Source organism: Fructobacillus broussonetiae (assembly GCF_018437275.1).
Classification (GTDB): domain Bacteria; phylum Bacillota; class Bacilli; order Lactobacillales; family Lactobacillaceae; genus Fructobacillus; species Fructobacillus broussonetiae.
Map to the genome: position 1 here is coordinate 154573 of NZ_JAAMFK010000003.1, position 21716 is coordinate 176288.

Below are 21716 nucleotides of genomic sequence, written 5' to 3' on the forward strand. Positions count from 1 at the left end.
CCTTTCTTTAATTATTGTTCTTCATCGCTAAAGGTGCTTTGTTCTTGTGGGGCCTTTGGGCCGTCAACCTTATCAAAGGCAACCTTAACTTCATCGTCTTCACGGTTCAACAAGTCAGGATTTGTACGAGCCAACTTTTCCAAAGCATCAACAGGCAAGACTGAGTCGTCTTCGTCCATTTGCTTCAATTGAACGGCTTCACCTTCTTGGTTCAAGACACGCATGTCAAGACCGAGGGCTTGCAATTCCTTAACAAGAACACGGAATGATTCAGGAACACCTGGCTTAGGAATAGCATCACCCTTGATGATTGATTCATAAACCTTAACACGACCAGCAACGTCATCAGACTTGTAAGTCAAGATTTCTTGCAAGGTGTAAGCGGCACCATAAGCTTCCAAAGCCCAAACTTCCATTTCTCCGAAACGCTGTCCACCGAACTGAGCTTTTCCACCCAATGGTTGTTGCGTAACAAGTGAGTAAGGACCGATTGAACGAGCGTGAATCTTGTCATCGACCATGTGGGCCAACTTCATGTAGTGCATAACACCAACAGCAACACGCTTGTCAAAGGCTTCTCCAGTACGTCCATCGTAAACAACAGACTTACCGTCGGCTGGCAAACCAGCTTCAGCCAATGCTTCTTCGATTTCATCATCGGAAGCACCGTCAAAGACAGGAGAAGCAACGTGGATTCCCAACTTCTTAGCTGCGTAACCCAAGTGCAATTCCAAAACCTGTCCGATGTTCATACGAGATGGCACACCCATTGGTGACAAAAGGATGTCAATTGGGGTTCCATCAGGCATGTATGGCATGTCTTCTTCCGGAACAACGACTGAAACAGTACCCTTGTTTCCGTGACGACCGGCCATCTTGTCACCAACTTGGATCTTACGCTTTTGAGCGATGTAAACACGAACCATTTGGTTGACACCCGGTGACAATTCGTCACCGTTTTCTGGCGTGTAGATACGTACAGACTGTACGACTCCACCACCACCGTGTGGCACCTTCAATGAAGTATCGCGAACTTCGCGAGCCTTTTCACCGAAGATGGCGTGCAAAAGTCGTTCTTCGGCTGAAAGGTCCGTAACACCCTTAGGCGTAACCTTACCAACAAGGATGTCGCCATCCTTAACTTCTGCACCAACACGGATAATTCCGTTTTCATCCAAATCACGAAGTTGTTCTTCTGACGTGTTAGGGATTTCGCGGGTAATTTCTTCAGGGCCAAGCTTCGTATCACGGGCCTCTGAGTCATATTCTTCAATGTGAATTGACGTGTAAACGTCTTCACGGACCAAACGTTCGTTCAAGATGATGGCATCTTCGAAGTTGTATCCTTGCCAAGTCATGAAGGCAATCAATGGGTTTTGTCCCAAGGCCAATTCACCGAGTTCCATTGAAGGTCCGTCGGCCAAGATTTGGTCTTCTTCGATTTGCTCTCCAACCTTAACGATTGGCTTTTGGTTGTAGTTCTTACCACCGTTTGAACGACGGAACTTCATCAATTCGTAGGTGTCCAACTGTCCATCTTCACGACGGATACGGATTTCCTTCGCATCAACGTATTCCACTTCACCGGCAGCAGTTGAAATCAAAGCAGCACCAGAATCATGGGCAGCCTTGTATTCAACACCAGTACCAACGATAGGCGCGTGCGGATCCAACAATGGAACCGCCTGACGCTGCATGTTGGCACCCATCAAAGCACGGTTGGAGTCATCGTTTTCCAAGAAAGGAATAACTGAAGTTCCAACAGAAACAACTTGCTTTGGTGAAACGTCGACGTAGTCGATCTTTTCAACTGGCGTTTCGATGTTTTCTTCACCGTAGCGGGCCATGGCCGTGGCGTGAACGAATGAACCGTCATCTTCCAATTCCGTGTTGGCCTGCGCAACGATGTAGTTATCTTCTTCATCGGCCGTCAAGTAATCGATCTTTTCGGTAACCTTGTGCGTACCCCAGTCAACACGACGGTATGGCGTTTCGATGAATCCATACTTGTTGATGCGACCGTAAGTGGCCAAGGAGTTGATCAAACCGATGTTAGGACCTTCGGGCGTTTCGATTGGGTCAATACGGCCATAGTGGGTGTAGTGAACGTCTCGAACTTCAACTCCGGCACGGTCACGAGTCAAACCACCAGGTCCAAGGGCTGACAAACGACGCTTGTGGTTCATTTCCCCAAGTGGGTTCGTCTGATCCATGAACTGTGAAAGTTGTGATGAACCGAAGAATTCCTTCAATGATGCAACAACCGGACGGATGTTGATCAATTGTTGTGGCGTTACCGTTGCGGCATCTTGGATGGACATGCGTTCGCGAACAACACGTTCCATACGAGTCAAACCAATACGGAATTGGTTTTGCAACAATTCACCGACAGAACGGATACGACGGTTACCCAAGTGGTCGATGTCATCGACTGAACCAACACCTTCTTGCAAGTTCATGAAGTAGTTCATTCCTGCAATGATGTCGGCTGGGCGAACGTTGTGTTCTTCTTCAGGCAAGTGACCGTTACCAATAACGAGCAACGTCTTGTCTGGGTTTTCAGGTGATTCAATCTTGATCTTTTGCAAGATAACTGGGTCTTGCAAGACAGCGTCACCAGATGGTGTGTACGTTACCGTCTTGAAGTCAGGGTTATCCAAGAATGGTGCCAACTTAGCCATAACAGCCTTGTCCACAACCGTTCCCTTTTCGGCGATGATTTCACCAGAATCTGGATCAGCCAATGTTTCGGCCAACGTCTGGTTCAACAAACGCGTCTTCAAAGACAACTTCTTGTTGATCTTGTAGCGACCAACAGGAGCCAAGTCGTAACGCTTTGGATCGAAGAAACGAGCAACCAAAAGAGCACGTGATGATTCAGGCGTCTTTGGTTCTCCCGGACGCAAGCGTTCGTAGATGTCCTTCAATGATTCTTCAACACGGGAATCGGACATGTTCTTGTGAACGTCCTTTTCCAAAGTCATGTTCAAAGCATCGTATTGGTCTGAGAAGATGTCGATGATGTCTGAGTCAGAACCGAATCCGAGGGCACGGACCAATTCAGTCATCAACAACTTACGCGTACGGTCGATACGAACGTTGGCGATACCCTTGGCATCCGTTTCGTATTCCAACCAAGCACCACGGTTAGGGATAACCGTTGCGCCGAAGTGTGGACGACCATTCTTGTCAGCTTCTTGGTTGTAGTAGATACCAGGAGAACGAACAAGCTGTGAAACGATTACTCGTTCCGCACCGTTAACAATGAATGTACCTTCTTTGGTCATCAATGGGAAGTCACCGAAGAAGACGTCTTGAGACTTAATTTCTCCGGTTTCCTTGTTTGTCAAACGCAAAGTTACGTGCAAAGGTGCTGAGTAGTTTGCATCGTGTTCACGGGCTTCATCGATCGTGTACTTTGGTTCCATCAACTGGTAGTCGACGTATTCCAAAGACAAGTTACCGTTGAAGTCTTCAATTGGCATGATGTCGTTAAACATCTCCTTGATTCCTTCATCCAGGAACCACTGGTAAGAAGCCGTTTGTACCTCAATCAAGTTCGGAAGATCTAGCACTTCTTTGATGCTAGCATACGAACGGCGGGTACGGTGTTTACCATATTTTACTAAATGTCCTGCCACACTTATCACCTCATCTAAAATTCCACTGTTTCAATGAAAATAAATATTACAATTTCATGAAAAATTGCCAAAAAAGTCCTTATTTTTACCAGCTAAGGCACAAAAAAAGCAAGTCTCGCGTCTTTAAAAAACGCGGACCTTGCCTTCTATAAGGGCTTTGATGGACAATAGATCACCAAACGCCATATTTATTTACAGTGTTACTGTTTAAAATTATACGTGAAATTAGCAAAATTGCAAGGGACAACCTTGACAAAATTCTTCTGAAAGGGTAATAGGTACAGACCACTTCAAAATATCTTATTGTATATAGAAAAAAGTCCCAGCCGAACCGGCTGGGGCTTTTAATTCTTAGTTTTTCTTTTCTTTATCTGAATGCTTAGCAATAAAGGCAGATACCAAGTTCATCAAGATGAAGAAAATCACCGTTTCAATGATGTCCTCGGTTAAATTACCCGTCCCAAAGGCAAAGTGAATCACCAAGAAGAACACGACAGCTCCAACTAGGTTTGCTACGATATTTGCTTTCAACTTTTCAATCATTCTTATTCTCCCTATTTAATATCAACCAGTAGTATACCTGATTTGTTGCCCCTTTTCGATAGTGTATAATAGGGATTAACTAAACCAGCCGAAGCTGGCTTTTTCTTTTCATAAAGTAAGATGCATTTATATAGTAGAAAGTTGCAAAATGACCGAGCGTATTTTCATCGTCGAGGACAATCAAGAAATCGTAGACCTGTTAAAAAAAGGCCTAATAGGATGGGGATTTGACGTCGCCTCCTGCCAGGACTTCCACGACGTCGTCTTGGAAGTCACTGACTTTGCCCCTAGTCTCGTCCTAATGGACGTGAACCTTCCCTTCTTCAACGGTTTCTACTGGACGCAAGAGATACGTAAGAAAAGTTTGATGCCAATCATCTTCTTATCATCCCGTGATGCCGACACGGACCAGATCATGGCCATGAATCTCGGTGCCGACGATTACATCACAAAGCCATTTAACTTGGATTTGTTAATCGTGAAGATTAAGGCCCTGCTCCGACGAACCGCCGATAGCGGCCATGGGGCCCCAACTTCAAAATTGATGTACAAGGATTTTGCCTTGAACATTCTTGAAAACCAGTTGGAAAAGGGTGAAGAAGCGGTCGCTTTGAGTAAAAACGAAACGAAACTGCTTTACCCATTGTTTGAAAACGCGGGTGAAGTCGTTGCCCGCGAAACCATTATGGAAGATCTCTGGGATGACGAGCTTTTCGTTGATCGAAACACACTCTCGGTCATGGTGAACCGAATTCGAACAAAGACGAAAGATATCGATTTCGGGCCACATCTAGAGACCGTTAAGGGAAAGGGGTTGAAGTTAGATGATTAAAAGCTTCTTTTCTTTCTTGAAAGACCAATGGTCGACAATCACGCTATACGCCTTGACCGCCCTTTTCTTGTTTTGGACCATTTGGCTTCGTAACCTTTCGTTGGGGATTTTTTTCGATATCCTTTGGCCTTTGACCTACCTCTTGTTTATCATGTTAGCCTTTCAGGCCTTCACTTGGCATCGAAAGCAAAAAGCATTAAAGAAAATGCTTGCTGAAGACGACCTTGAGTTCATCCCCGACTTCCAAAATCTTTCGAGCCTCGAGCACTCTTACACCGAGCTTTTGGAGCAAGTTGTTTCTCAAAAGAGTAGGCAAAAGGAGAAAAACCGGTTACAAACGGCAGACTTGAAGGACTACTACGCCCTTTGGGCCCACCAGATCAAGGTTCCCCTCTCCGTTTTGGATTTGATGAACCAAACGGGAACGGTCGATCAAAAGCAGACAAAAGAGCAACTTTTCTTGGTCAACCAATACATGGAAATGCTTCTCTCTTTCATTCGACTCCAGGACTTTAATCAGGACATGAATCTGAAAGAAATTTCCGCCCGCTCTTTGGTGATGAAGACGCTTAAAAACTATAAGGTTTGGTTCATTCAAAAGGAGCTCACGCTTTCGGTGTCCGAAAGCGACTTTACCTTCGTGTCAGATAGCAAATGGTTAACCTTTGTCTTAGAACAGATCATTTACAACGCCATTAAGTATACGAAAACCGGTGGTTTGACCATTGACTGTACCTCTGATCAAAAAATCATCATCCAAGATACGGGAATCGGGATTGATCCGGCCGACCTTCCTCAAGTTTTCCATAAAGGCTACACTGGTTTCAACGGTCGCGTTCAAGACAACGCCTCCGGCCTCGGCCTCTACCTTGTTAAATCCGTCCTAGACAAGTTAGGTCACCAGGTAAAAATCGAATCGACCGTGGGTGTCGGAACAACAGTCACGATTGATTGTCGACAAAAACAAATGCGCTAACTTACAAGACTGTTAGCCAAAAGAAGTTCCCTGTAAGTGCGGGAACTTCTTTTTTCTTATAGAATAGAGTTATTGATTACAAAAGGAGCTACAAGATGACCCTGTTATCCGTTAACCATCTCAAAAAAGAATATAAGTCAAAGCGTTCGTCGCAGAAGGTCGAAGCACTTAGAGACATTGACTTCCAGGTTGAAGAGGGCGAATTCATTGCGATTATGGGTGAGTCGGGTTCTGGTAAATCAACACTCCTAAATTGTATTGCGACACTTGATCGACCAACGGCTGGTCAAATTCAAATTCAGGGCCGAGACCTCGCTGCCTTTAAGGATAAGGATCTAGCCTCTTTCCGTCGCGAGCACTTGGGCTTTGTCTTCCAGGAGTTCAACCTCCTCGATACCCTTTCGGTTAAGGACAACATTTATCTTCCACTGGTTCTTTCGAAAAAAACGCAAGGCAAAGAAGAAAAACTCGCGAAGCTCGCCATTCGACTTGGAATCGAAAACTTACTGGATAAATACCCCTACGAATTATCCGGTGGTCAACAACAACGCGTTGCCATTGCTCGCGCGTTGATAACGAATCCTGAGATTCTTCTCTGCGATGAGCCAACGGGTGCCCTCGATTCAAAGAACGCATCAGAAATTTTGAACCTTTTTGACGCTTGCCATCAAAATGGCCAAACCATTCTGATGGTGACTCACTCCCCTTTGTCCGCCTCCCACGCCAAGCGTGTCCTTTTCATCAAGGATGGCATGGTCTTCCATCAGATCTACCGTGGTGATAAGAGCGAACAGGAAATGTTAGTGGCCATTAACGATGCGATGACAAACTTACTTGGGGGTCAGTCTTAATATGTTTCACCTTAAACTTGCACTCGACTCCCTGAAAAAAAATAGCTCGACTTACATCCCCTTCCTTCTCGCTTCTGCAACAGCAGTAGCGCTGAACTTCTTGTTCCAGCTTCTGATTTACTCAAAGGGCGTGAAGGACCTCTCGATGGCAGAAGTTGTGATTCTGCTTCTTGTGTTAGGCCAAATCGTCATTGGGATTCTATCTGTTGTTATCCTGATTTATACCTATTCTTTTTTGAAAAAAGGGAAGCAAAAAGAGTTCGGTCTTTATAGTATCTTAGGGCTCAAAAAGTCGGATTTGGTCAAAATTTCATTAATTCAGCAACTCTTCTCCTTCTTCATTGCCATTGTACTTGGACTCGTGACTGGTTTTATCTTCGCCAAGCTCATGATTTTACTGTTAATCCATTTGATCGACGGAACGACCTTTAACCTCGCCTTCTCCTGGAAGGCCCTTTTCTTCACAGTCCTTTTCTTTCTCGTTGCCTTTCTCATTCTTGCCGTCATCGACGCTGTTTCATTCTACAAAACAAACACGTTGGCTCTTTTTCAATCGGAAAAGAAAGCGTCAACGGCCCCTAAAAATCGTTGGGTTCTCTTTGTCATCGGCTTAGCCTCACTCATTGTTGGTTACTGGCTTTCTTTGACGGTTCCTGGCCCTGTAGATGCCATTCTCCGTTTCTTCCTCGCTGCCCTTTTAATTATCATTGCCACCTACTTCTTGTTTATTGCGGGTTCGACTCTGCTATTAAAGATGCTGCAAAAGAGGGAAAGCTACTATTACAAGAGCCAGCACTTCATCACCGTTTCCAACATGCTTTTTCGAATGAAGCAAAATGCGGTGGGACTCGCTTCAATCGCCTTACTGTCTACCATGACGCTTGTCGTGACGGTAACAACTGCCTCCATGTTCTTAGGTAAAACAGACGTTGCTAACCGCATGCTCCCACGTGAGACAACGGTCTCTGTATCGGAGAACTTATTGTCAAAGGAAAAAATCGAAGAGACCGCAAAGAAGCACCATCTTTCGACGGATTCTTTTTACACGATAAGAGCCAGTTCAAAAGCCGTTGCCTACTTATCAAAAGATAACGAGCTCACCCGTTGGCGGTATGGCAGTGAGAGTGAAAAAAAGCAAAAGAAGACGAGGCCTGGTGAGCGAAACGTCCAATTCATGACGCTAAAAGATTACAATGACCTCACTCATCGAAAAGCAACCTTGGACAAAAACGAAGTGCTTATTTACTCCCTTACAAACGATCCTGGAAACAAGAAGGCCATTTTGACACCAACAAAAAACGTGCGCCTCAACAGCAAGGATTACAAGGTCAAAGAAAACATCTCTTCCATACCTGGTATTCCATCGATGACTTCTCAATTAATGCCATCACTTTTCATCGTCATGCCGGATGAAAAAACAACGGAGCATACAGCCGAGCACTATGTACTAGCAGATGACTTAGAGAATAATTCATTAATGATGGATACCTTCTACTTTAACCTGGAAGGAAAATTTGATGATAAAAATGCTTTCCTTGATGACCTTGAGCAATCTTTGCCATCAAATTCCGATAGCTCCCTCATGAATAAAACCATTTTGAAGAAGCTGATGAACGCCTTTTACGGCGGGTTCTTCTTCATCGGTATTCTCTTCTCCATCTCCTTTATGTTTGTGACCGGTCTCATGGTCTACTACAAGCAGATTTCGGAAGGAAAGGCCGATAAGGCTCAGTTCGATATCTTACAGAAGGTTGGGATGTCCAAACCAGAGATTAAAAAGACAATTCACTCGCAGATTTCTTGGCTCTTCGGCTTACCCGTTATTGTTTCAATCATTCACCTCTCATTCTCGATTGTGATGATTCAGAAGCTACTGCTGGCCTTTGCAATCCCGATGTCGTCATCCGTATACATTATCATGGCTGTCACCGTTTTCTTGATGGTCATGATCTACTTATTCATTTACCAGTTAACCTCGAAGACTTACTTCAAACAGGTTGCGTCCCTTAACAATTAAGGCGTTGGTAAAAAAAGCACCCGCTACTCATGTAGCGGGTGCTTTTTGTTTTTTCATTTTACTTTTCGTCCAAGTCAGACAAGTCCACTTCTGAAAGCGGAATGATCTTTGTCTTCTTCGTAAACTTGTAACCCAAGTACGGAATCACGAAGATTGGCACTGACAGGTAGGTCACTGCAATTTTTGCCCAATCAAAGTGAGCAAATGCTTCTGGGTCTTGGAACAAGACCACGACCGCACAGAGCACCAAAGCCAAGATTGGTCCGAATGGGAATAACTTCGCTTTGTAAACCAAGTTGTCCACATCGTGCCCCTGCGCCACATAGGCTTTCCGGAAGCGCAAGTGGGAAATCGCAATTCCCATCCATGCGAGGAATCCAGTCAAACCAGATGCCGAAACCAGCCATCCGTAAATGACGTTTCCACCCTTCATCTCTGAAGTGAAGGCCACGAGTCCAACGGCCATCGTGAGCAGAAGCGATGCCAATGGCACCCCGTTCTTCGTCAACTTAGCGAAGATTTTTGGTGCCTGACCCTTTTGGGCCAGCGAGTACAACGTACGCGTTGACGCATACGTTCCTGAATTTGCCGCCGACAAGACTGAGGTCAAAATCACCGCGTTCATCAAGGATGCTGCAAAAGCAATTCCGGCGTTTTTGAACACAATCGTAAAGGGTGACATCAAGACGTTTCCAGAATCAGCCGCCGACATCAACCGTGGATCTTGGTAGTAAACCAAGGCTGAAATCACGAAGATCGCTCCGATGTAGAATAGCAAGATCCGCCAGAAGACGGAGTGAATCGCCTTTGGCACTGATTGGCTCGGATCCTTTGCTTCCCCAGCCGTGATTCCGATCAATTCCGTTCCCTGGAATGAGAATCCAGCAACAACGAAGACGGACAAGACACCGCCCCATCCCCCGACGAGTCCGTGGTTTCCAACATTCAAGTTGCGCATCACGTCCGTATTCGAGTGAATGATACCAAAGATTGCTAAGACTCCAATGAACAAGAAGAAACAGATGGTCACAACCTTAATTAATGACAACCAGAACTCCGTTTCACCGAATGTCTTCACAGAAAAGAGATTAATCAAGAAGATTAACGTCAAGGCAATCGCTGAGAAAATCCAAGATGGTACCTGCGGTAACCAGAACTGAGCGACAAGCCCAACTGTTACCGTATCGACCGCCAGCGTAATGGCCCAGTTAAACCAGTAGTTCCAGCCAAGCGCAAAACCGAAAGCCGGGTCCACGAAGCGGTTCCCATATTCTGAAAATGATCCAGACGTTGGTGCAAAAGTCGCCATCTCACCAAGTGACGTCATCAAGAAGAAGACCATCACTCCGATGGCGAGGTAAGCTAAGATAGCGCCCAGTGGCCCGGCCTGGGAAACAGACGCCCCAGAAGTTAGAAATAGCCCAGTTCCAATGGAACCACCCATAGCAATCATGGAGACGTGCCGGGTTTTGAGCTGGTGTTTGATTTCGTTTGGTTCTGCCATTTGCAAAAACCTCCATTTTTGTTTTTTTACAAACAAAAAGCCTCCTCTTGTTCAAAACAAAAGGAGGTGTTATCACATTTCTTAATCATGATAGCAAAGCGCACCGTTTAAAAAACGACAGTCCAACGGGTATTTCCCGAAGTCCCAAGTAATGTATCCCCCGATACACTACTTTCGGCAACCGCACCTTTAACACTGGGTCCTCGTCTTGGGGAGACTCACCAGTGCGACTGATCTTGGTCGCAACCTCTTTGTTTGTTGATTTTAGAATAGCACAGTTAAATTTTACCGTCAACTCCGAAGAATTGCTGCCAGTGCTTACCCTGTGTTATGTAGAGCGTGGCGCTCAAACGGAAGAAGGCGTATCCAAACAAGACCGAGCCAAGAACCGTCGATGATGACATGTCGTATTCCACAATGGATGCCGTCGCACAGAGCACGAAGACAAGGGCCAGTAACCAGCCGATGACCTTCTTTACCCAAGCAGCAAGGCGTAACCGAACGACCAAAATTTGCTGTACTTGGAAGAGGAAGAACACCCATGAAACCAAGGAAACGGATGGCATCATTTGAAGCATAACCGGTCCGTCATCCCAATAAAAGAAGGTCAAAAGTGACCAGCCCCAGCTGATACCAATCAGAATTGTCACACAGGCCAAAGTCCACCAGAAGCCAACCTTATACCCCAACGCCCGTAAAAAAGCGGCCCAGATTAAGTAGAGAATCCAGATGAACCAGAAATCTTTCAAAACGTAGGCGGGAATTAAGAGTAGGCCGATTTTCGTCGAAGCCAGCGCTTGGATTCCGATTGAGAAAATCGCATCAACCATCGTCAACAACGATACGTTGAAGCGCAACATAATGGATAGAATGAAGAAAATGATCACCGAAAGAACCGGCAAGTATTGTCTTTTTTTAAGTGGATAAATCAAAAAATAACACACCTTTCAACTATCTCAACGGCTAGTATGTTTAGCCGAAGTAATTGATTCCCATTGCAGCGCGCACTTGAGCCATCGTCTCTTCAGCTTTGGCGTTTGCCTTCTTAGAACCTTCTTCTAACATGGCCATCACTTTGTCCATGTCCTTTGCGTATTCCATGCGGCGTTCACGGATTGGGGCCAATTCAGCTTCCATCACTTCTAACAAGTGCTTCTTCAACTTCATGTCACCCAAACCACCACGTTGGTAGTGGTCCTTTAATTCCTGGACGCGCTTCTTATCTGGATCAAAGATATCCAAGTAAGTGAACACCACGTTTCCTTCAACGTGACCTGGGTCTTCGACCTTCACGTGGGTTGGATCCGTGTACATCGACTTCACTTTTTTAGCGAGCGTTTCGGCATCGTCAGAAAGGTAGATGCCATTGTTCAATGACTTTGACATCTTAGCGTTTCCATCGATACCAGGCAAACGCCCCTGTCCCTTGGGTGGGAAAACACCTTCTGGTTCAACTAAGATATCCGTGTTGTAAGCGTGGTTGAATGAGCGAACCAATTCGCGGGTCTGTTCAATCATTGGCTTCTGGTCGTCTCCAGCTGGAACCTTCGTTGCCTTAAATAAAGTAATGTCTGCTGCCTGTGAAACAGGATAAGTTAAGAAACCAGCAGGCACACTTTCTCCGAAGTCCTTTTGCTTGATTTCCGTCTTCACCGTTGGGTTTCGTTCCAATCGGCCGAGTGAAACCAAGTTCATATAATACATCGTCAATTCTGCCAATGCTGGAATTTGCGATTGAACAAAAATCGTGGACTTGCTTGGGTCGATTCCTACAGCCAAATAGTCCAAAGCGACTTCGGCCAATGAACGTTGAATCTTTTCTGGGTCACGGGCGTTGTCCGTAAAGGCCTGCGTGTCTGCAATCATAATGTAAGGGTCGTAAATCCCTTCGTTTTGCATTGCCACGCGGTTCTTCAATGAACCAATGTAGTGACCAATGTGTAGCTTTCCGGTTGGACGATCACCGGTTAAATAAATTTCTTTAGTCATGCGGTTATCCCTTATTTTATTAACCCTTTCATTATAACGAATTACGGGCATTCTTGCAGGTTCCAATCCCTTTATCCGCCTTTTTTATGAAAAAAGCAAACAAAAAAGCCGCAAGCATAAATGCTTGCGACTTTTTAGTAGCCCGTGAGAGAATCGAACTCTCGATTCCGCCGTGAAAGGGCAGCGTCTTAGCCACTTGACCAACGGGCCATGGTCAGTTGTTGCTTCATATCTCTATCAAACAACATATGTTATTGTAGCAAGGCTTAGGCTACCCGTCAACAGAAAATCTAAAAAAATTTATTTTTTTAGTACCAGTGATACTCACGGTGGTGTGCCAAGGCATTTTGAGCCGTTCCGTAGCGATCCGCAATGTATTGCTTCATCGCACGAAGCTGTTCGTTGTAGTCCGTTGAATCAAAAACACCGTATTGGGCACGCAATGAAGGTGACAATTGTCCAATTCCGAAGTAAATTCCGTTTCGGGCATTTGTACGACCTGATGATTCAAGCATGATAATGGTTTGCAAAGCATCGTTTTCAGCTTGATCATTGTTTGCTTGTTCGGCAGCTGCGTCTGCCTGGGCTTGTGCTTCTGCATCAGCTTGAGCCTTTGCATTTTCAGCAGCTTGGGCGTCAGCCTGAGCCTTTGCTTGGGCAGCAGCATCGGCATCAGCCTTTGCCTTTGCTTCTTCTGCAGCCTGGGCGTCAGCTTGAGCCTTTGCTTGAGCAGCGGCTTGGGCATCGGCATCCGCCTTTGCCTTCGCAGCGTTTTGTGCGGCTGCTGAGTCAGCTTGAGCTTGTGAATCTGCCTGACTTGCTTGGTCGTTTTGGTTGTCGTTTGCTGCAGGAGCCACTTGACCAGACGTCTTCAAAACTTGACCAACTGAAAGTTGGTTAGGGTTTGAGATGTTATTCAACGAAGCCAAGTTTGCCACTGACGTGTTGAAACGTTGCGCCAACGTCCACAAGTTGTCGCCAGCCTTCACCGTGTATGAAGCATCGGTTGCTGACTTTTCTTCTTGCTTTGAATCCTGGTTTGCAGGTTGATCTTGTGATGCCTTTTGACCAATCACCAAACGCTTCCCAACAAAAATTTGGTCAACATTATCGATGTTGTTGTCCTTTGCCAGTTGCGCAACCGTCGTTTTGTACTGGCTGGCAATGGCTGACAAAGTGTCCCCCGCCTTAATCGTGTATTGGTCAGTCGAGTCAGCTGAGGCAGCACTCTGCCCCAATGCCACTGATCCGGCTAAACCGAACGCGACTAACAATTTATTTTTTATTGCCATAATAATCTCCTTTGTCTATGACATAAAGTAATCGTGAGTATTGCCCCAAAATTACTCTTACTTCTATCATACACACCTAAAGTTTAAGGCCGAATTAAAAAACGGATAAAAAAGTATTAAAAAAGAGCCAGTCAAAACTGGCTCTTTCTATGGATTACGAATGATCGCGAAGAGAGGCAACCTGAATTCGGTTAACGGCACGCATCAAAGCGACGTGCGCCATGTCCATCTCACGCTTGTTCTTGACCTGTTGAGCATCTTTCAATCGAGCTTCTGCTCGCTCTTTTGCGCTCTTTGCACGGTCAACATCAATATCATCAGCGATTTCAGCTGAATCCGCAATAACCGTTAAAAGGTTGTCGGAGAATTCCGCAACACCACCATTAACAGCTAACGAACGCTTTTGGCCGTCTTTTTTAACCAATAGTTCGTTGATGGCAAGGGCCGCCATGATTGGTTCGTGACCAGCCATGATACCCATTTGGCCTCCCCGCGTATTGATCACAGCGATTTCAACACCAGCGTCATCAAATACCTGACCGTCTGGCGTCACAATCTTCACCGTAATACCATTTTGCTTTTCTTGTTCAGCCATGAATTACCCCCTTATTGGGCCATCGACTTGGCCTTATCAACCACTTGTTCAATGGCACCGACGTTACGGAAGGCGTCTTCTGGAAGGTCGTCATACTTTCCATCCAAAATTTCCTTGAAGGAACGAACCGTTTCAGAAACAGGTACGTATTCACCCTTCACACCAGTAAAGGTTTCGGCAACGGAGAATGGTTGTGACAAGAAGAATTGAATACGGCGAGCGCGGTTAACAGTCACCTTTTCTTCATCAGAAAGTTCGTCCATACCCAAGATAGCAATGATGTCTTGCAATTCGCGGTAGCGCTGAAGGGTACGTTGTACTTCTGTAGCCACTTCGTAGTGGTCTTGTCCAACAATGTCGGGATCCAAAGCAGAAGATGTTGATGCCAAAGGATCAACGGCCGGGTAAATACCTTGTTGCGTCAATGAACGTTCCAAGTTGGTCGTTGCATCCAGGTGGGCAAAAGTTGTTGCTGGTGCAGGGTCGGTGTAATCATCGGCAGGCACGTAAACGGCCTGGATTGATGTAACGGCACCCTTCTTTGTAGACGTGATACGTTCCTGCAACTTACCCATTTCAGAAGCAAGCGTTGGTTGATATCCAACCGCTGAAGGAATACGGCCCAAGAGGGCTGAAACTTCAGAACCAGCCTGCGTGAATCGGTAAATGTTATCGATAAAGAGCAAAACGTCCTTACCTTCGTTATCACGGAATGATTCAGCCATCGTCAAACCAGTCAAGGCAACACGCATACGGGCACCTGGTGGTTCGTTCATTTGACCATAAACCATGGCTGTCTGAGCGAGAACACCAGATTCCTTCATTTCGTAGTACATGTCATTACCTTCACGGGTACGTTCCCCGACTCCAGTAAAGACAGAAATACCATTGTGTCCTTGGGCAATGTTGTGAATTAATTCTTGAATCAAGACGGTTTTACCAACTCCGGCACCACCGAACAATCCAATCTTTCCACCACGAATATATGGTGCCAAAAGGTCGATAACCTTGATTCCAGTTTCCAAGATTTCCTTAGAAGTGGCCAAGTCATCGTATTCAGGCGCTTCACGGTGAATTGGATTACGGGTCACTGATTCATCAATTGGCCCTTCGTTATCCACCGGTTCACCCAAGACGTTGAAGACACGACCAAGTGTCGCTTCTCCCACGGGAACTTCAATTGGCTTACCAGTGTCAGTAACGGTCATTCCTCGTTGAAGACCATCCGTTCCGTCCATGGCAATGGTACGGACAACGCCGTTTCCCTTTGCAATGGAAACTTCAACGGTCAGAGTCTTGCCTTCTCCCAAATCAACCAACAAAGCGTTGTTGATTTCTGGAATTTCGGCTCCTTCTCCGAAGGCCACATCAACGACTGGTCCGATCACTTGTACGACTTTTCCAGTAGTCATGTTCTTTCCTTTCTATCTCAAACGGTTAAAACCGTCATTAAATCCTTATTCCAACGCGACCATACCACCGGTAATTTCGGTGATTTCAGTCGTAATTTGTGACTGACGAGCCCGGTTATACTGCAAGTCGAGCCGACGAATCAAATCGTCCGCCGAATCGGTCGCAGAAGACATCGCCGTCGATGACGCCGCGTGCTCTGCAGTCTTAGCATCCAAGACCGCTTCGAAAACCAATGATTGGATATACTGTGGCAAAACAACGTTCAAAACCGCTGTTGAGTCAGGTTCTGAATAGTAGGCTGACTTCGTTTCAAAAGTCTGTTCCTGACCATCCTTTTTTTCATCGATTTTTGCTTGTTCGACAACATCCTTTGTCAACGGGAGCAACTGAATCGTTTGTTGATCCGATTGCAAGCGGTTGATGAAGTGGTTGTAAACCAGGTGCAAAGCATCAAAGGCTTCGGCTTCATACAACGAAATCACAGTCTTCAAGACTTGACGAATTTCGTTGAAGTTTGGCACGTCAGACAATCCACGGTGCTCCAAAGCAATCGTGAAACCGCGCTTCTTATAGAAGTCCGCACCGTTTCCACCGATCGCTAGAATAACCGTGTTTTCCGGCGTCAAGTTTTTTTCTTTCATCAAGGCATTTGTTTTCTTGATGATGTTGGCGTTATAGGAACCAACAAGACCACGGTCAGAAGTGACAACCAGAAGACCAGTCTTTTTAACTGGTCGTGCGTCGACCATTGGCAAGTGACTGGAATCCACGTTGTCTAGAACGTGGTTTTCAATCAAGTGCGAAACAACCGCTTTAATACGGTAGGCGTATTCGTGGTAGCCAGTCGTTGATCGTTGAATCTGGCTTAACTTTGCAGTCGAAACCATCTGCATGGCAGAGGTAATCTGCCGGGTCTTTTTCGTCGATCCAATCCGCCGTTTAATATCTTGTAAAGAAGCCATGCTGCCTCCTTTTATTGATCAGCTGATGAACCGCTGTAGCTATCCTTGAAGGCCTTCACTGCTGCATTCATCTTGTCTTCATCAGGCAAGTTCTTCGTTTCAACGATTTCTGACAGCAAGTCCTTTTGACTAGAGTTCAAGTATGAAATGAATTCATCTTGGAAGTGTTGGATGTCTTCGACAGCAACGTCATCCAAGTAACCGTGAGTCAAAGCAAAGAGTACGAAAACTTGGTGTTCGACAGCCATTGGCTTGTGCAATGGTTGCTTCAAAACTTCGACCGTTCGCTTACCACGGTTCAACTTTGCCTGGGTTGCGGAATCCAAATCAGATCCGAACTGAGCAAATGACTCTAATTCACGGTAAGAAGCCAAGTCCAAACGAAGTGTTCCAGAAACCTTCTTCATGGCCTTAATCTGTGCGTCTCCACCAACACGGGAAACAGAAGTTCCGGCATCGATGGCAGGACGTACACCAGCGTAGAACTGATCAGAATCCAAGAAAATCTGACCATCGGTAATGGAAATAACGTTGGTTGGAATGTAGGCGGAAACGTCTCCACCTTGCGTTTCAATGATTGGCAAAGCCGTCATCGAACCCCCACCGAGGTCGTCTGACAACTTGGCTGCACGTTCAAGCAAACGTGAGTGCAAGTAGAAGACGTCACCAGGGTAGGCTTCACGACCAGGTGGACGACGAAGAATCAATGATATCTCACGGTATGCCGTCGCCTGCTTTGACAAATCATCAAAGACAAGCAAAACATGCTTTCCGTTGTACATGAATTCTTCACCCATGGCAGCACCGGCATATGGTGCCAAGTAGAGCAATGCGGCTGCTTCAGCAGGTCCCGCATTCACTACGATGGTGTAATCCATGGCACCCATTTGCTTCAATGTTTCCACTTGGGCACGAACCGTTGAATCCTTTTGACCAACCGCCACGTAAATGACGATCATGTCTTGGTCCTTTTGGTTCAAAATCGTGTCGACCGCAATTGACGTCTTTCCAGTCTTACGGTCTCCGATGATCAACTCACGCTGACCACGTCCAATTGGAACAAGGGAATCAATCGCCTTGATTCCGGTTTGAACCGGTTCAGAAACTGACTTACGAGCCATGACACCTGGTGCCTTCGCTTCAACCGGCCGTGTTTTTGTAGTTTTAATGTCGCCCTTACCGTCGATTGGTTGTCCCAATGCGTTAACGACGCGCCCAATCAGTTCTTCACCAACGGGAACTTCCATAACGTGTCCCGTGCGCTTAACTGTGTCACCTTCGCGAATTCCATCAGAGGAACCAAGAATGATGATTCCCACTTCAGATTCTTCGAGGTTTTGGACCATTCCATAGCCACCGTTATTAAAGGCGACCAATTCACCAGACAAGGCGTTTGCTAATCCGGTTGCCCGGGCAACGCCATCTCCAATGTAGGTAACGGTACCAATTTCTTCAACAGTCAGCTTTGTATCGAACTTTTCGAGCTGCTGCTTAATTAAAGCAGAAATTTCTTCAGCTTGAATCGCCATATTTTCCCTCACTAACCTAGTAACTCTGCCTTTAATTTGGCAATCTTTGTCTTCAATGAACCGTCAATCAGAATTGACTTCGATTTCATGGACACACCGGCCACCAAGTCGGGGTCGACCCGGTAGTCAGCTTCGACCTTCTTAGCCCCACTTTGCTTTTTAAAGGCTTCTTCCAGGCGCTTCTTTTGATCGTCATCAACGTCAACCGCAGAGGTGATGGTCACGGCTTCAATGCCCTGACTCTGCTGATAAAGTTCCAAAAAGCGCTTGGTAATTGCTTCAAAGTAAGAAAAGTGATGGTGGGCCAAGAGGACTTTTGCCAAGTTCACGACACCCTGATTAGCACCTTTGGTCAAAGAAGAAACCAGTTTGTCTTCTTCCTTTGTACTAATCGTTTGGGCTGAAAGTAATGCGGTCAACTTTGGTTCTGCTGCAATGACTGAGGCAACAACTTTTGAGTCGTTGGACAAGTCTTCTAGCACACCTTGGTCATCGCCATATGAAAGCAAAGCTTTAGCATATTGCTCAACCACTTTTGCTTTATTCTTGGCCATTTCCCCTCCTTACTGCTGACCCAACTCTGCCAAGTAGGCATCGATAAGGGCCCGCTGGTCGTCTTCAGATAATTCTTTTTGAATTAACTTAGAGGCAATGTTGACGGACAATCCCGCCACGTCCTTTTTAGCCGTGTTCATTGCTTCAACCTTCATGGAGTCCGCATCTTGCTCAGCGGTCTTACGCATGCCGGCCACTTGGTCGTTTGCTGCTTGAATCAAAGAATCGGATTGTTCCTTAGCCGTCTTCTTAGCAGCTGAAATTAATTGGCTGGCCTGTTCTTTTCCAGCAGCCAATTCCTTTTCGCGCTGATCAAAGAGGCTTTGTGCATCCTTGTTCTTCTTTTCAGCACCGTCCAAGTCGGAGTTAATCTTATCTGCACGTTCGTCCAAGACCTTTGTTAAAGGACCCCAAGCAAAGTGCTTTAAGACAACCATTAAAACGAGGAAGGCGAAGATAATAAAGAGCATGTCACCGAGTGGCATTGCCTTTTCCATTGATAATGTTTGGAGCATCATCTATTCCTCCCGTGGACTGTTCTTACTTGTTAATCAAAGTGAAGGCCATACCAACAACGATGATTGGCAAGGCTTCGGCCAAGGCCAATCCCAAGAAGGCACGTGACAAAAGCTTACCGGCCAATTCAGGTTGACGAGACATTCCAGCCAAGAACTGTGAGAACATAACTCCAACACCAATACCACCACCAATGGCGGCTCCGGCGAAGGCGATTCCAGCTGCAATTACACCTAAGTTCTGTAAATCCATTTTCTTTCTCCTTTTGATACGAAAAAGTTTCTGTCTACTACTGGATGATAACGGTCCCCCGCGACTGCATGAGTCTTACGAGGCTTACTCTTGGCCAGATAACTGTGCGGTAAAGACCGCCGTTAGCATGACAAAGACGTAAGCCTGGATGCCACCGATTAATAATGAAAAGGCTTGCCAAGCCATCTCAAGTGGCAAAGCCGCAATCCACCCAAATCCGTTCAGTGAAAAGGCAAGTTGTGCAAGCAAGTTCAACATGAGCTCACCGGCAAAAATGTTTCCAAAGAGACGGAGGGCCAAAGTCAAGAAGTTCGTAATTTGCTCCACAACATTTAATGGGAACATAGCGGCGTATGGCTTGAAGAACATGTTCTTCAAGTAACCACCGAATCCAAGAACTTTGACTCCGGTTCCGTGGGCAATCATGAGTGACATAATTGCCAATGTGAAGGCGATCAACGGATCGGCCGTCGGTGACTTAATGAGTGTCACATCCGCTCCTGTTTTAACCTGAAGCAACAACCCCATCTCGTTAGACACCACGAGGAACAAGAAGAGTGTGAATGCATAGAGGCCGAGCGACCGCGCCAGATTACCTGGCAACTGATCCCCCAAGATTCCGCGGACAAAGTCCAAAACGTATTCAATCACGTTTTGGCCTCTGCTAGGCCGGATGGCAACTTTTCGTGTTAAGCCAACTGCCAGCAAGACAACAATGGTCATCGCCAATAATGTTGAAACTACTGTTGTCCAGGTGAAAGTCAGACCCAACAACGAAAAGGTTGATGTCGGTTCATCCATCGGTTTTCTCCTTTCTGCAGTTTTCTATTTTGACGGCAAGACATCTTTGTTACTACCTCAAAATATTAACCCCATAATACGCCCCCTATTTTCTAAATACAAGAGACTTTGTGGATGTTTCACAACTATTCTGAACTTTTTAACTTAGCTAGTCAAATAATGGTACAGATTTAAACTTCTGTTGGATAAATGCGATAAAAAGGCTTTATATAGCTTTTTATGTAATATTTATTAAAATTGGACCTGTCAAAAAATCATTAATTTACTATCAATAACAAGATTTTTTTCTTAATTTTGTGAAATAAACACCAATTGTAGTTTCTAATTATTCTAATTTATACGGTAATGAAAAAGCCTGCTAGAAAATTTCTAGCAGGCTTTATAAATTACTTCAAAGTCTTCTTGTCGTTAATTGACAAATCAGCAGCCAAGTCATAAACGATTGGTTGTCCGTTTGCGATTTCAACGTTCAAGATGTCGTCGTCTGAAATGTTTTCCAAGTGCTTAACCAATGCGCGGAGTGAGTTTCCGTGGGCACCGATAACAACGTTCTTTCCAGCTTCCAAGTCCTTCTTGATCTTAGCTTCCCAGAAAGGCAATACACGTTCCAAGGTTACCTTCAAGTTTTCACCCAATGGCAATTCACCGTAAGGAACATCTGCATAACGTGCATCAAAGGCTGGGTAAGTCTTACCTTGCACTTCGACATGTTCTTCGTAGTTTTCAAGCAATGGAGGCAAAACATCGTATGAACGACGCCAGATGTGAACCTGGTCGTCTCCCCACTTCTTAGCTGCGTCGGCCTTGTTTTGACCTTGCAAAGCACCGTAGTGACGTTCGTTCAAGCGCCATGACTTTTCTTCAGGCACGTAAAGTTGACCTGCTTCTTCCAAAGCGTAGTGCAAAGTCGTGATTGCACGAGTCAAAACAGAAGTGTAAGCCTTGTCAAAGACAATGCCTTCTTCCTTCAAAAGTTCTCCAGCCTTCTTTGCTTGTTCGATTCCCTGGTCAGACAACTTTGTGTCCACCCAACCGTTAAACAAGTTTAAAGCGTTCCATTCACTTTGACCGTGACGGATCAAAACTAATTTTGCCATGTTCTAGCTCCTTTGTTTGCATGAATTTGATTCTTGCCTATTATACAACATTCAAGGTAAGTTCTGCATACTTGGACTAAAAAAGCGCACAAAAAAACCTCGAGGCAACCCTCGAGGTTTTTAAAAGACTATGAATTAGTCCTTTACGATGTTAACAGCTTGCAAACCGCGGTCTGAGTTTTCAACATCAAACGTTACGTTTTGTCCGTCTTCAAGTGTCTTGAAGCCGTCGCCTTGAATAGCTGAGAAGTGAGCGAATACATCTTCACCGTTTTCACGAGTGATGAATCCGTATCCCTTTTCGCTGTTAAACCATTTTACAGTTCCTTTTTCCATGATTGTTTCTCCTTT

20 protein-coding genes, 1 tRNA gene and 1 riboswitch are annotated in these 21716 nt (G+C 45.5%); of the genes, 4 read left to right on the top strand and 17 right to left on the bottom strand.

The genetic code is table 11. From position 1 onward, the window contains the following. Positions 1-11: 11 nt before the first annotated feature. Both rpoB and G6R29_RS03350 read right to left on the bottom strand, forming a co-directional pair. Positions 12-3641, bottom strand: coding sequence for a DNA-directed RNA polymerase subunit beta (rpoB, locus tag G6R29_RS03345; protein ID WP_213808948.1), 3630 nt, complete (start codon positions 3639-3641; stop codon positions 12-14). A 351-nt stretch (positions 3642-3992) separates the two neighbouring features. Continuing rightward, entirely contained in the window at positions 3993-4184 is a 192-nt protein-coding gene (locus G6R29_RS03350) for a hypothetical protein (RefSeq protein ID WP_213808949.1), read from the bottom strand. Between the two features lie 148 nt (positions 4185-4332). Here G6R29_RS03350 and G6R29_RS03355 point away from each other — a divergent pair, with 148 nt between their 5' ends. The 4 genes from G6R29_RS03355 to G6R29_RS03370 all read left to right on the top strand — a co-directional run bounded on the left by G6R29_RS03355 (position 4333) and on the right by G6R29_RS03370 (position 8860). Further along, the gene (locus G6R29_RS03355) at positions 4333-5016 is read left to right on the top strand and encodes a response regulator transcription factor (protein WP_213808950.1); all 684 of its coding nucleotides are present in this window, start codon (positions 4333-4335) and stop codon (positions 5014-5016) included. Further along, on the top strand, positions 5009-5992 hold the full coding sequence (locus G6R29_RS03360; protein WP_213808951.1) for a sensor histidine kinase: 984 nt from the start codon (positions 5009-5011) through the stop codon (positions 5990-5992). Before G6R29_RS03355 ends, G6R29_RS03360 begins: the two co-directional genes overlap by 8 nt. A gap of 95 nt (positions 5993-6087) precedes the next feature. Further along, positions 6088-6843, top strand: coding sequence for an ABC transporter ATP-binding protein (locus tag G6R29_RS03365; RefSeq protein ID WP_213808952.1), 756 nt, complete (start codon positions 6088-6090; stop codon positions 6841-6843). A 1-nt stretch (position 6844) separates the two neighbouring features. Then, complete coding sequence (locus G6R29_RS03370; RefSeq protein ID WP_213808953.1) at positions 6845-8860, top strand: ABC transporter permease; 2016 nt, start codon at positions 6845-6847, stop codon at positions 8858-8860. Between the two features lie 58 nt (positions 8861-8918). Here G6R29_RS03370 and G6R29_RS03375 read toward each other — a convergent pair whose 3' ends face one another. From G6R29_RS03375 to G6R29_RS03445, 15 genes are all read right to left on the bottom strand, one after another. Next, positions 8919-10364: an amino acid permease gene (locus G6R29_RS03375; RefSeq protein WP_213808954.1), complete on the bottom strand. Its 1446-nt coding sequence runs from the start codon at positions 10362-10364 to the stop codon at positions 8919-8921. Positions 10365-10452: 88 nt separating this feature from the next. After that, positions 10453-10624: riboswitch (Lysine riboswitch) on the bottom strand. Between the two features lie 18 nt (positions 10625-10642). Next, positions 10643-11296, bottom strand: coding sequence for a hypothetical protein (locus G6R29_RS03380; protein WP_213808955.1), 654 nt, complete (start codon positions 11294-11296; stop codon positions 10643-10645). Between the two features lie 40 nt (positions 11297-11336). Continuing rightward, positions 11337-12353: a tryptophan--tRNA ligase gene (gene trpS, locus G6R29_RS03385; protein WP_213808956.1), complete on the bottom strand. Its 1017-nt coding sequence runs from the start codon at positions 12351-12353 to the stop codon at positions 11337-11339. 138 nt (positions 12354-12491) lie between these two features. Next, positions 12492-12563 (bottom strand) — tRNA-Glu (locus G6R29_RS03390). A gap of 98 nt (positions 12564-12661) precedes the next feature. Further along, positions 12662-13645 (bottom strand): LysM peptidoglycan-binding domain-containing protein, encoded by a 984-nt coding sequence (locus G6R29_RS03395; RefSeq protein ID WP_213808957.1) that lies wholly within the window; start codon positions 13643-13645, stop codon positions 12662-12664. Between the two features lie 154 nt (positions 13646-13799). Further along, positions 13800-14240, bottom strand: coding sequence for a F0F1 ATP synthase subunit epsilon (locus tag G6R29_RS03400; protein ID WP_213808958.1), 441 nt, complete (start codon positions 14238-14240; stop codon positions 13800-13802). 11 nt (positions 14241-14251) lie between these two features. Next, entirely contained in the window at positions 14252-15652 is a 1401-nt protein-coding gene (atpD, locus tag G6R29_RS03405; RefSeq protein ID WP_213808959.1) for a F0F1 ATP synthase subunit beta, read from the bottom strand. 45 nt (positions 15653-15697) lie between these two features. Beyond that, positions 15698-16615 (bottom strand): F0F1 ATP synthase subunit gamma, encoded by a 918-nt coding sequence (locus tag G6R29_RS03410; protein ID WP_213808960.1) that lies wholly within the window; start codon positions 16613-16615, stop codon positions 15698-15700. Positions 16616-16626: 11 nt separating this feature from the next. Beyond that, positions 16627-18144 carry a F0F1 ATP synthase subunit alpha gene (atpA, locus tag G6R29_RS03415; protein WP_213808961.1) on the bottom strand — a complete coding sequence of 506 codons (1518 nt, stop codon included), beginning with the start codon at positions 18142-18144 and terminating at the stop codon, positions 16627-16629. An 11-nt stretch (positions 18145-18155) separates the two neighbouring features. After that, a complete protein-coding gene (atpH, locus tag G6R29_RS03420; RefSeq protein WP_213808962.1) occupies positions 18156-18698 on the bottom strand; it encodes an ATP synthase F1 subunit delta in 543 nt (180 codons plus the stop codon). A gap of 9 nt (positions 18699-18707) precedes the next feature. Then, the gene (atpF, locus tag G6R29_RS03425; RefSeq protein ID WP_213809010.1) at positions 18708-19214 is read right to left on the bottom strand and encodes a F0F1 ATP synthase subunit B; all 507 of its coding nucleotides are present in this window, start codon (positions 19212-19214) and stop codon (positions 18708-18710) included. A 25-nt stretch (positions 19215-19239) separates the two neighbouring features. Beyond that, a complete protein-coding gene (gene atpE, locus G6R29_RS03430) occupies positions 19240-19467 on the bottom strand; it encodes an ATP synthase F0 subunit C (protein WP_213808963.1) in 228 nt (75 codons plus the stop codon). Between the two features lie 84 nt (positions 19468-19551). Beyond that, positions 19552-20268: a F0F1 ATP synthase subunit A gene (atpB, locus tag G6R29_RS03435; protein WP_213808964.1), complete on the bottom strand. Its 717-nt coding sequence runs from the start codon at positions 20266-20268 to the stop codon at positions 19552-19554. 386 nt (positions 20269-20654) lie between these two features. Then, positions 20655-21365, bottom strand: a complete 711-nt coding sequence (gene gpmA / locus G6R29_RS03440; protein ID WP_213808965.1) for a 2,3-diphosphoglycerate-dependent phosphoglycerate mutase — start codon at positions 21363-21365, stop codon at positions 20655-20657. A gap of 135 nt (positions 21366-21500) precedes the next feature. Then, the gene (locus tag G6R29_RS03445; RefSeq protein ID WP_010691409.1) at positions 21501-21701 is read right to left on the bottom strand and encodes a cold-shock protein; all 201 of its coding nucleotides are present in this window, start codon (positions 21699-21701) and stop codon (positions 21501-21503) included. Between the last annotated feature and the right edge of the window lie 15 nt (positions 21702-21716).

Excerpts from the sequence above, each read along its gene's own strand:
- G6R29_RS03350 (WP_213808949.1), bottom strand. The coding sequence starts at position 4,184 with ATGATTGAAAAGTTGAAAGCAAATATCGTAGCAAACCTAGTTGGAGCT.
- G6R29_RS03355 (WP_213808950.1), top strand. The coding sequence starts at position 4,333 with ATGACCGAGCGTATTTTCATCGTCGAGGACAATCAAGAAATCGTAGAC.
- G6R29_RS03360 (WP_213808951.1), top strand. The coding sequence starts at position 5,009 with ATGATTAAAAGCTTCTTTTCTTTCTTGAAAGACCAATGGTCGACAATC.
- G6R29_RS03365 (WP_213808952.1), top strand. The coding sequence starts at position 6,088 with ATGACCCTGTTATCCGTTAACCATCTCAAAAAAGAATATAAGTCAAAG.
- G6R29_RS03370 (WP_213808953.1), top strand. The coding sequence starts at position 6,845 with ATGTTTCACCTTAAACTTGCACTCGACTCCCTGAAAAAAAATAGCTCG.
- G6R29_RS03375 (WP_213808954.1), bottom strand. The coding sequence starts at position 10,364 with ATGGCAGAACCAAACGAAATCAAACACCAGCTCAAAACCCGGCACGTC.
- trpS (WP_213808956.1), bottom strand. The coding sequence starts at position 12,353 with ATGACTAAAGAAATTTATTTAACCGGTGATCGTCCAACCGGAAAGCTA.
- G6R29_RS03395 (WP_213808957.1), bottom strand. The coding sequence starts at position 13,645 with ATGGCAATAAAAAATAAATTGTTAGTCGCGTTCGGTTTAGCCGGATCA.
- G6R29_RS03400 (WP_213808958.1), bottom strand. The coding sequence starts at position 14,240 with ATGGCTGAACAAGAAAAGCAAAATGGTATTACGGTGAAGATTGTGACG.
- atpD (WP_213808959.1), bottom strand. The coding sequence starts at position 15,652 with ATGACTACTGGAAAAGTCGTACAAGTGATCGGACCAGTCGTTGATGTG.
- G6R29_RS03410 (WP_213808960.1), bottom strand. The coding sequence starts at position 16,615 with ATGGCTTCTTTACAAGATATTAAACGGCGGATTGGATCGACGAAAAAG.
- atpA (WP_213808961.1), bottom strand. The coding sequence starts at position 18,144 with ATGGCGATTCAAGCTGAAGAAATTTCTGCTTTAATTAAGCAGCAGCTC.
- atpH (WP_213808962.1), bottom strand. The coding sequence starts at position 18,698 with ATGGCCAAGAATAAAGCAAAAGTGGTTGAGCAATATGCTAAAGCTTTG.
- atpF (WP_213809010.1), bottom strand. The coding sequence starts at position 19,214 with ATGCTCCAAACATTATCAATGGAAAAGGCAATGCCACTCGGTGACATG.
- atpE (WP_213808963.1), bottom strand. The coding sequence starts at position 19,467 with ATGGATTTACAGAACTTAGGTGTAATTGCAGCTGGAATCGCCTTCGCC.
- atpB (WP_213808964.1), bottom strand. The coding sequence starts at position 20,268 with ATGGATGAACCGACATCAACCTTTTCGTTGTTGGGTCTGACTTTCACC.
- gpmA (WP_213808965.1), bottom strand. The coding sequence starts at position 21,365 with ATGGCAAAATTAGTTTTGATCCGTCACGGTCAAAGTGAATGGAACGCT.
- G6R29_RS03445 (WP_010691409.1), bottom strand. The coding sequence starts at position 21,701 with ATGGAAAAAGGAACTGTAAAATGGTTTAACAGCGAAAAGGGATACGGA.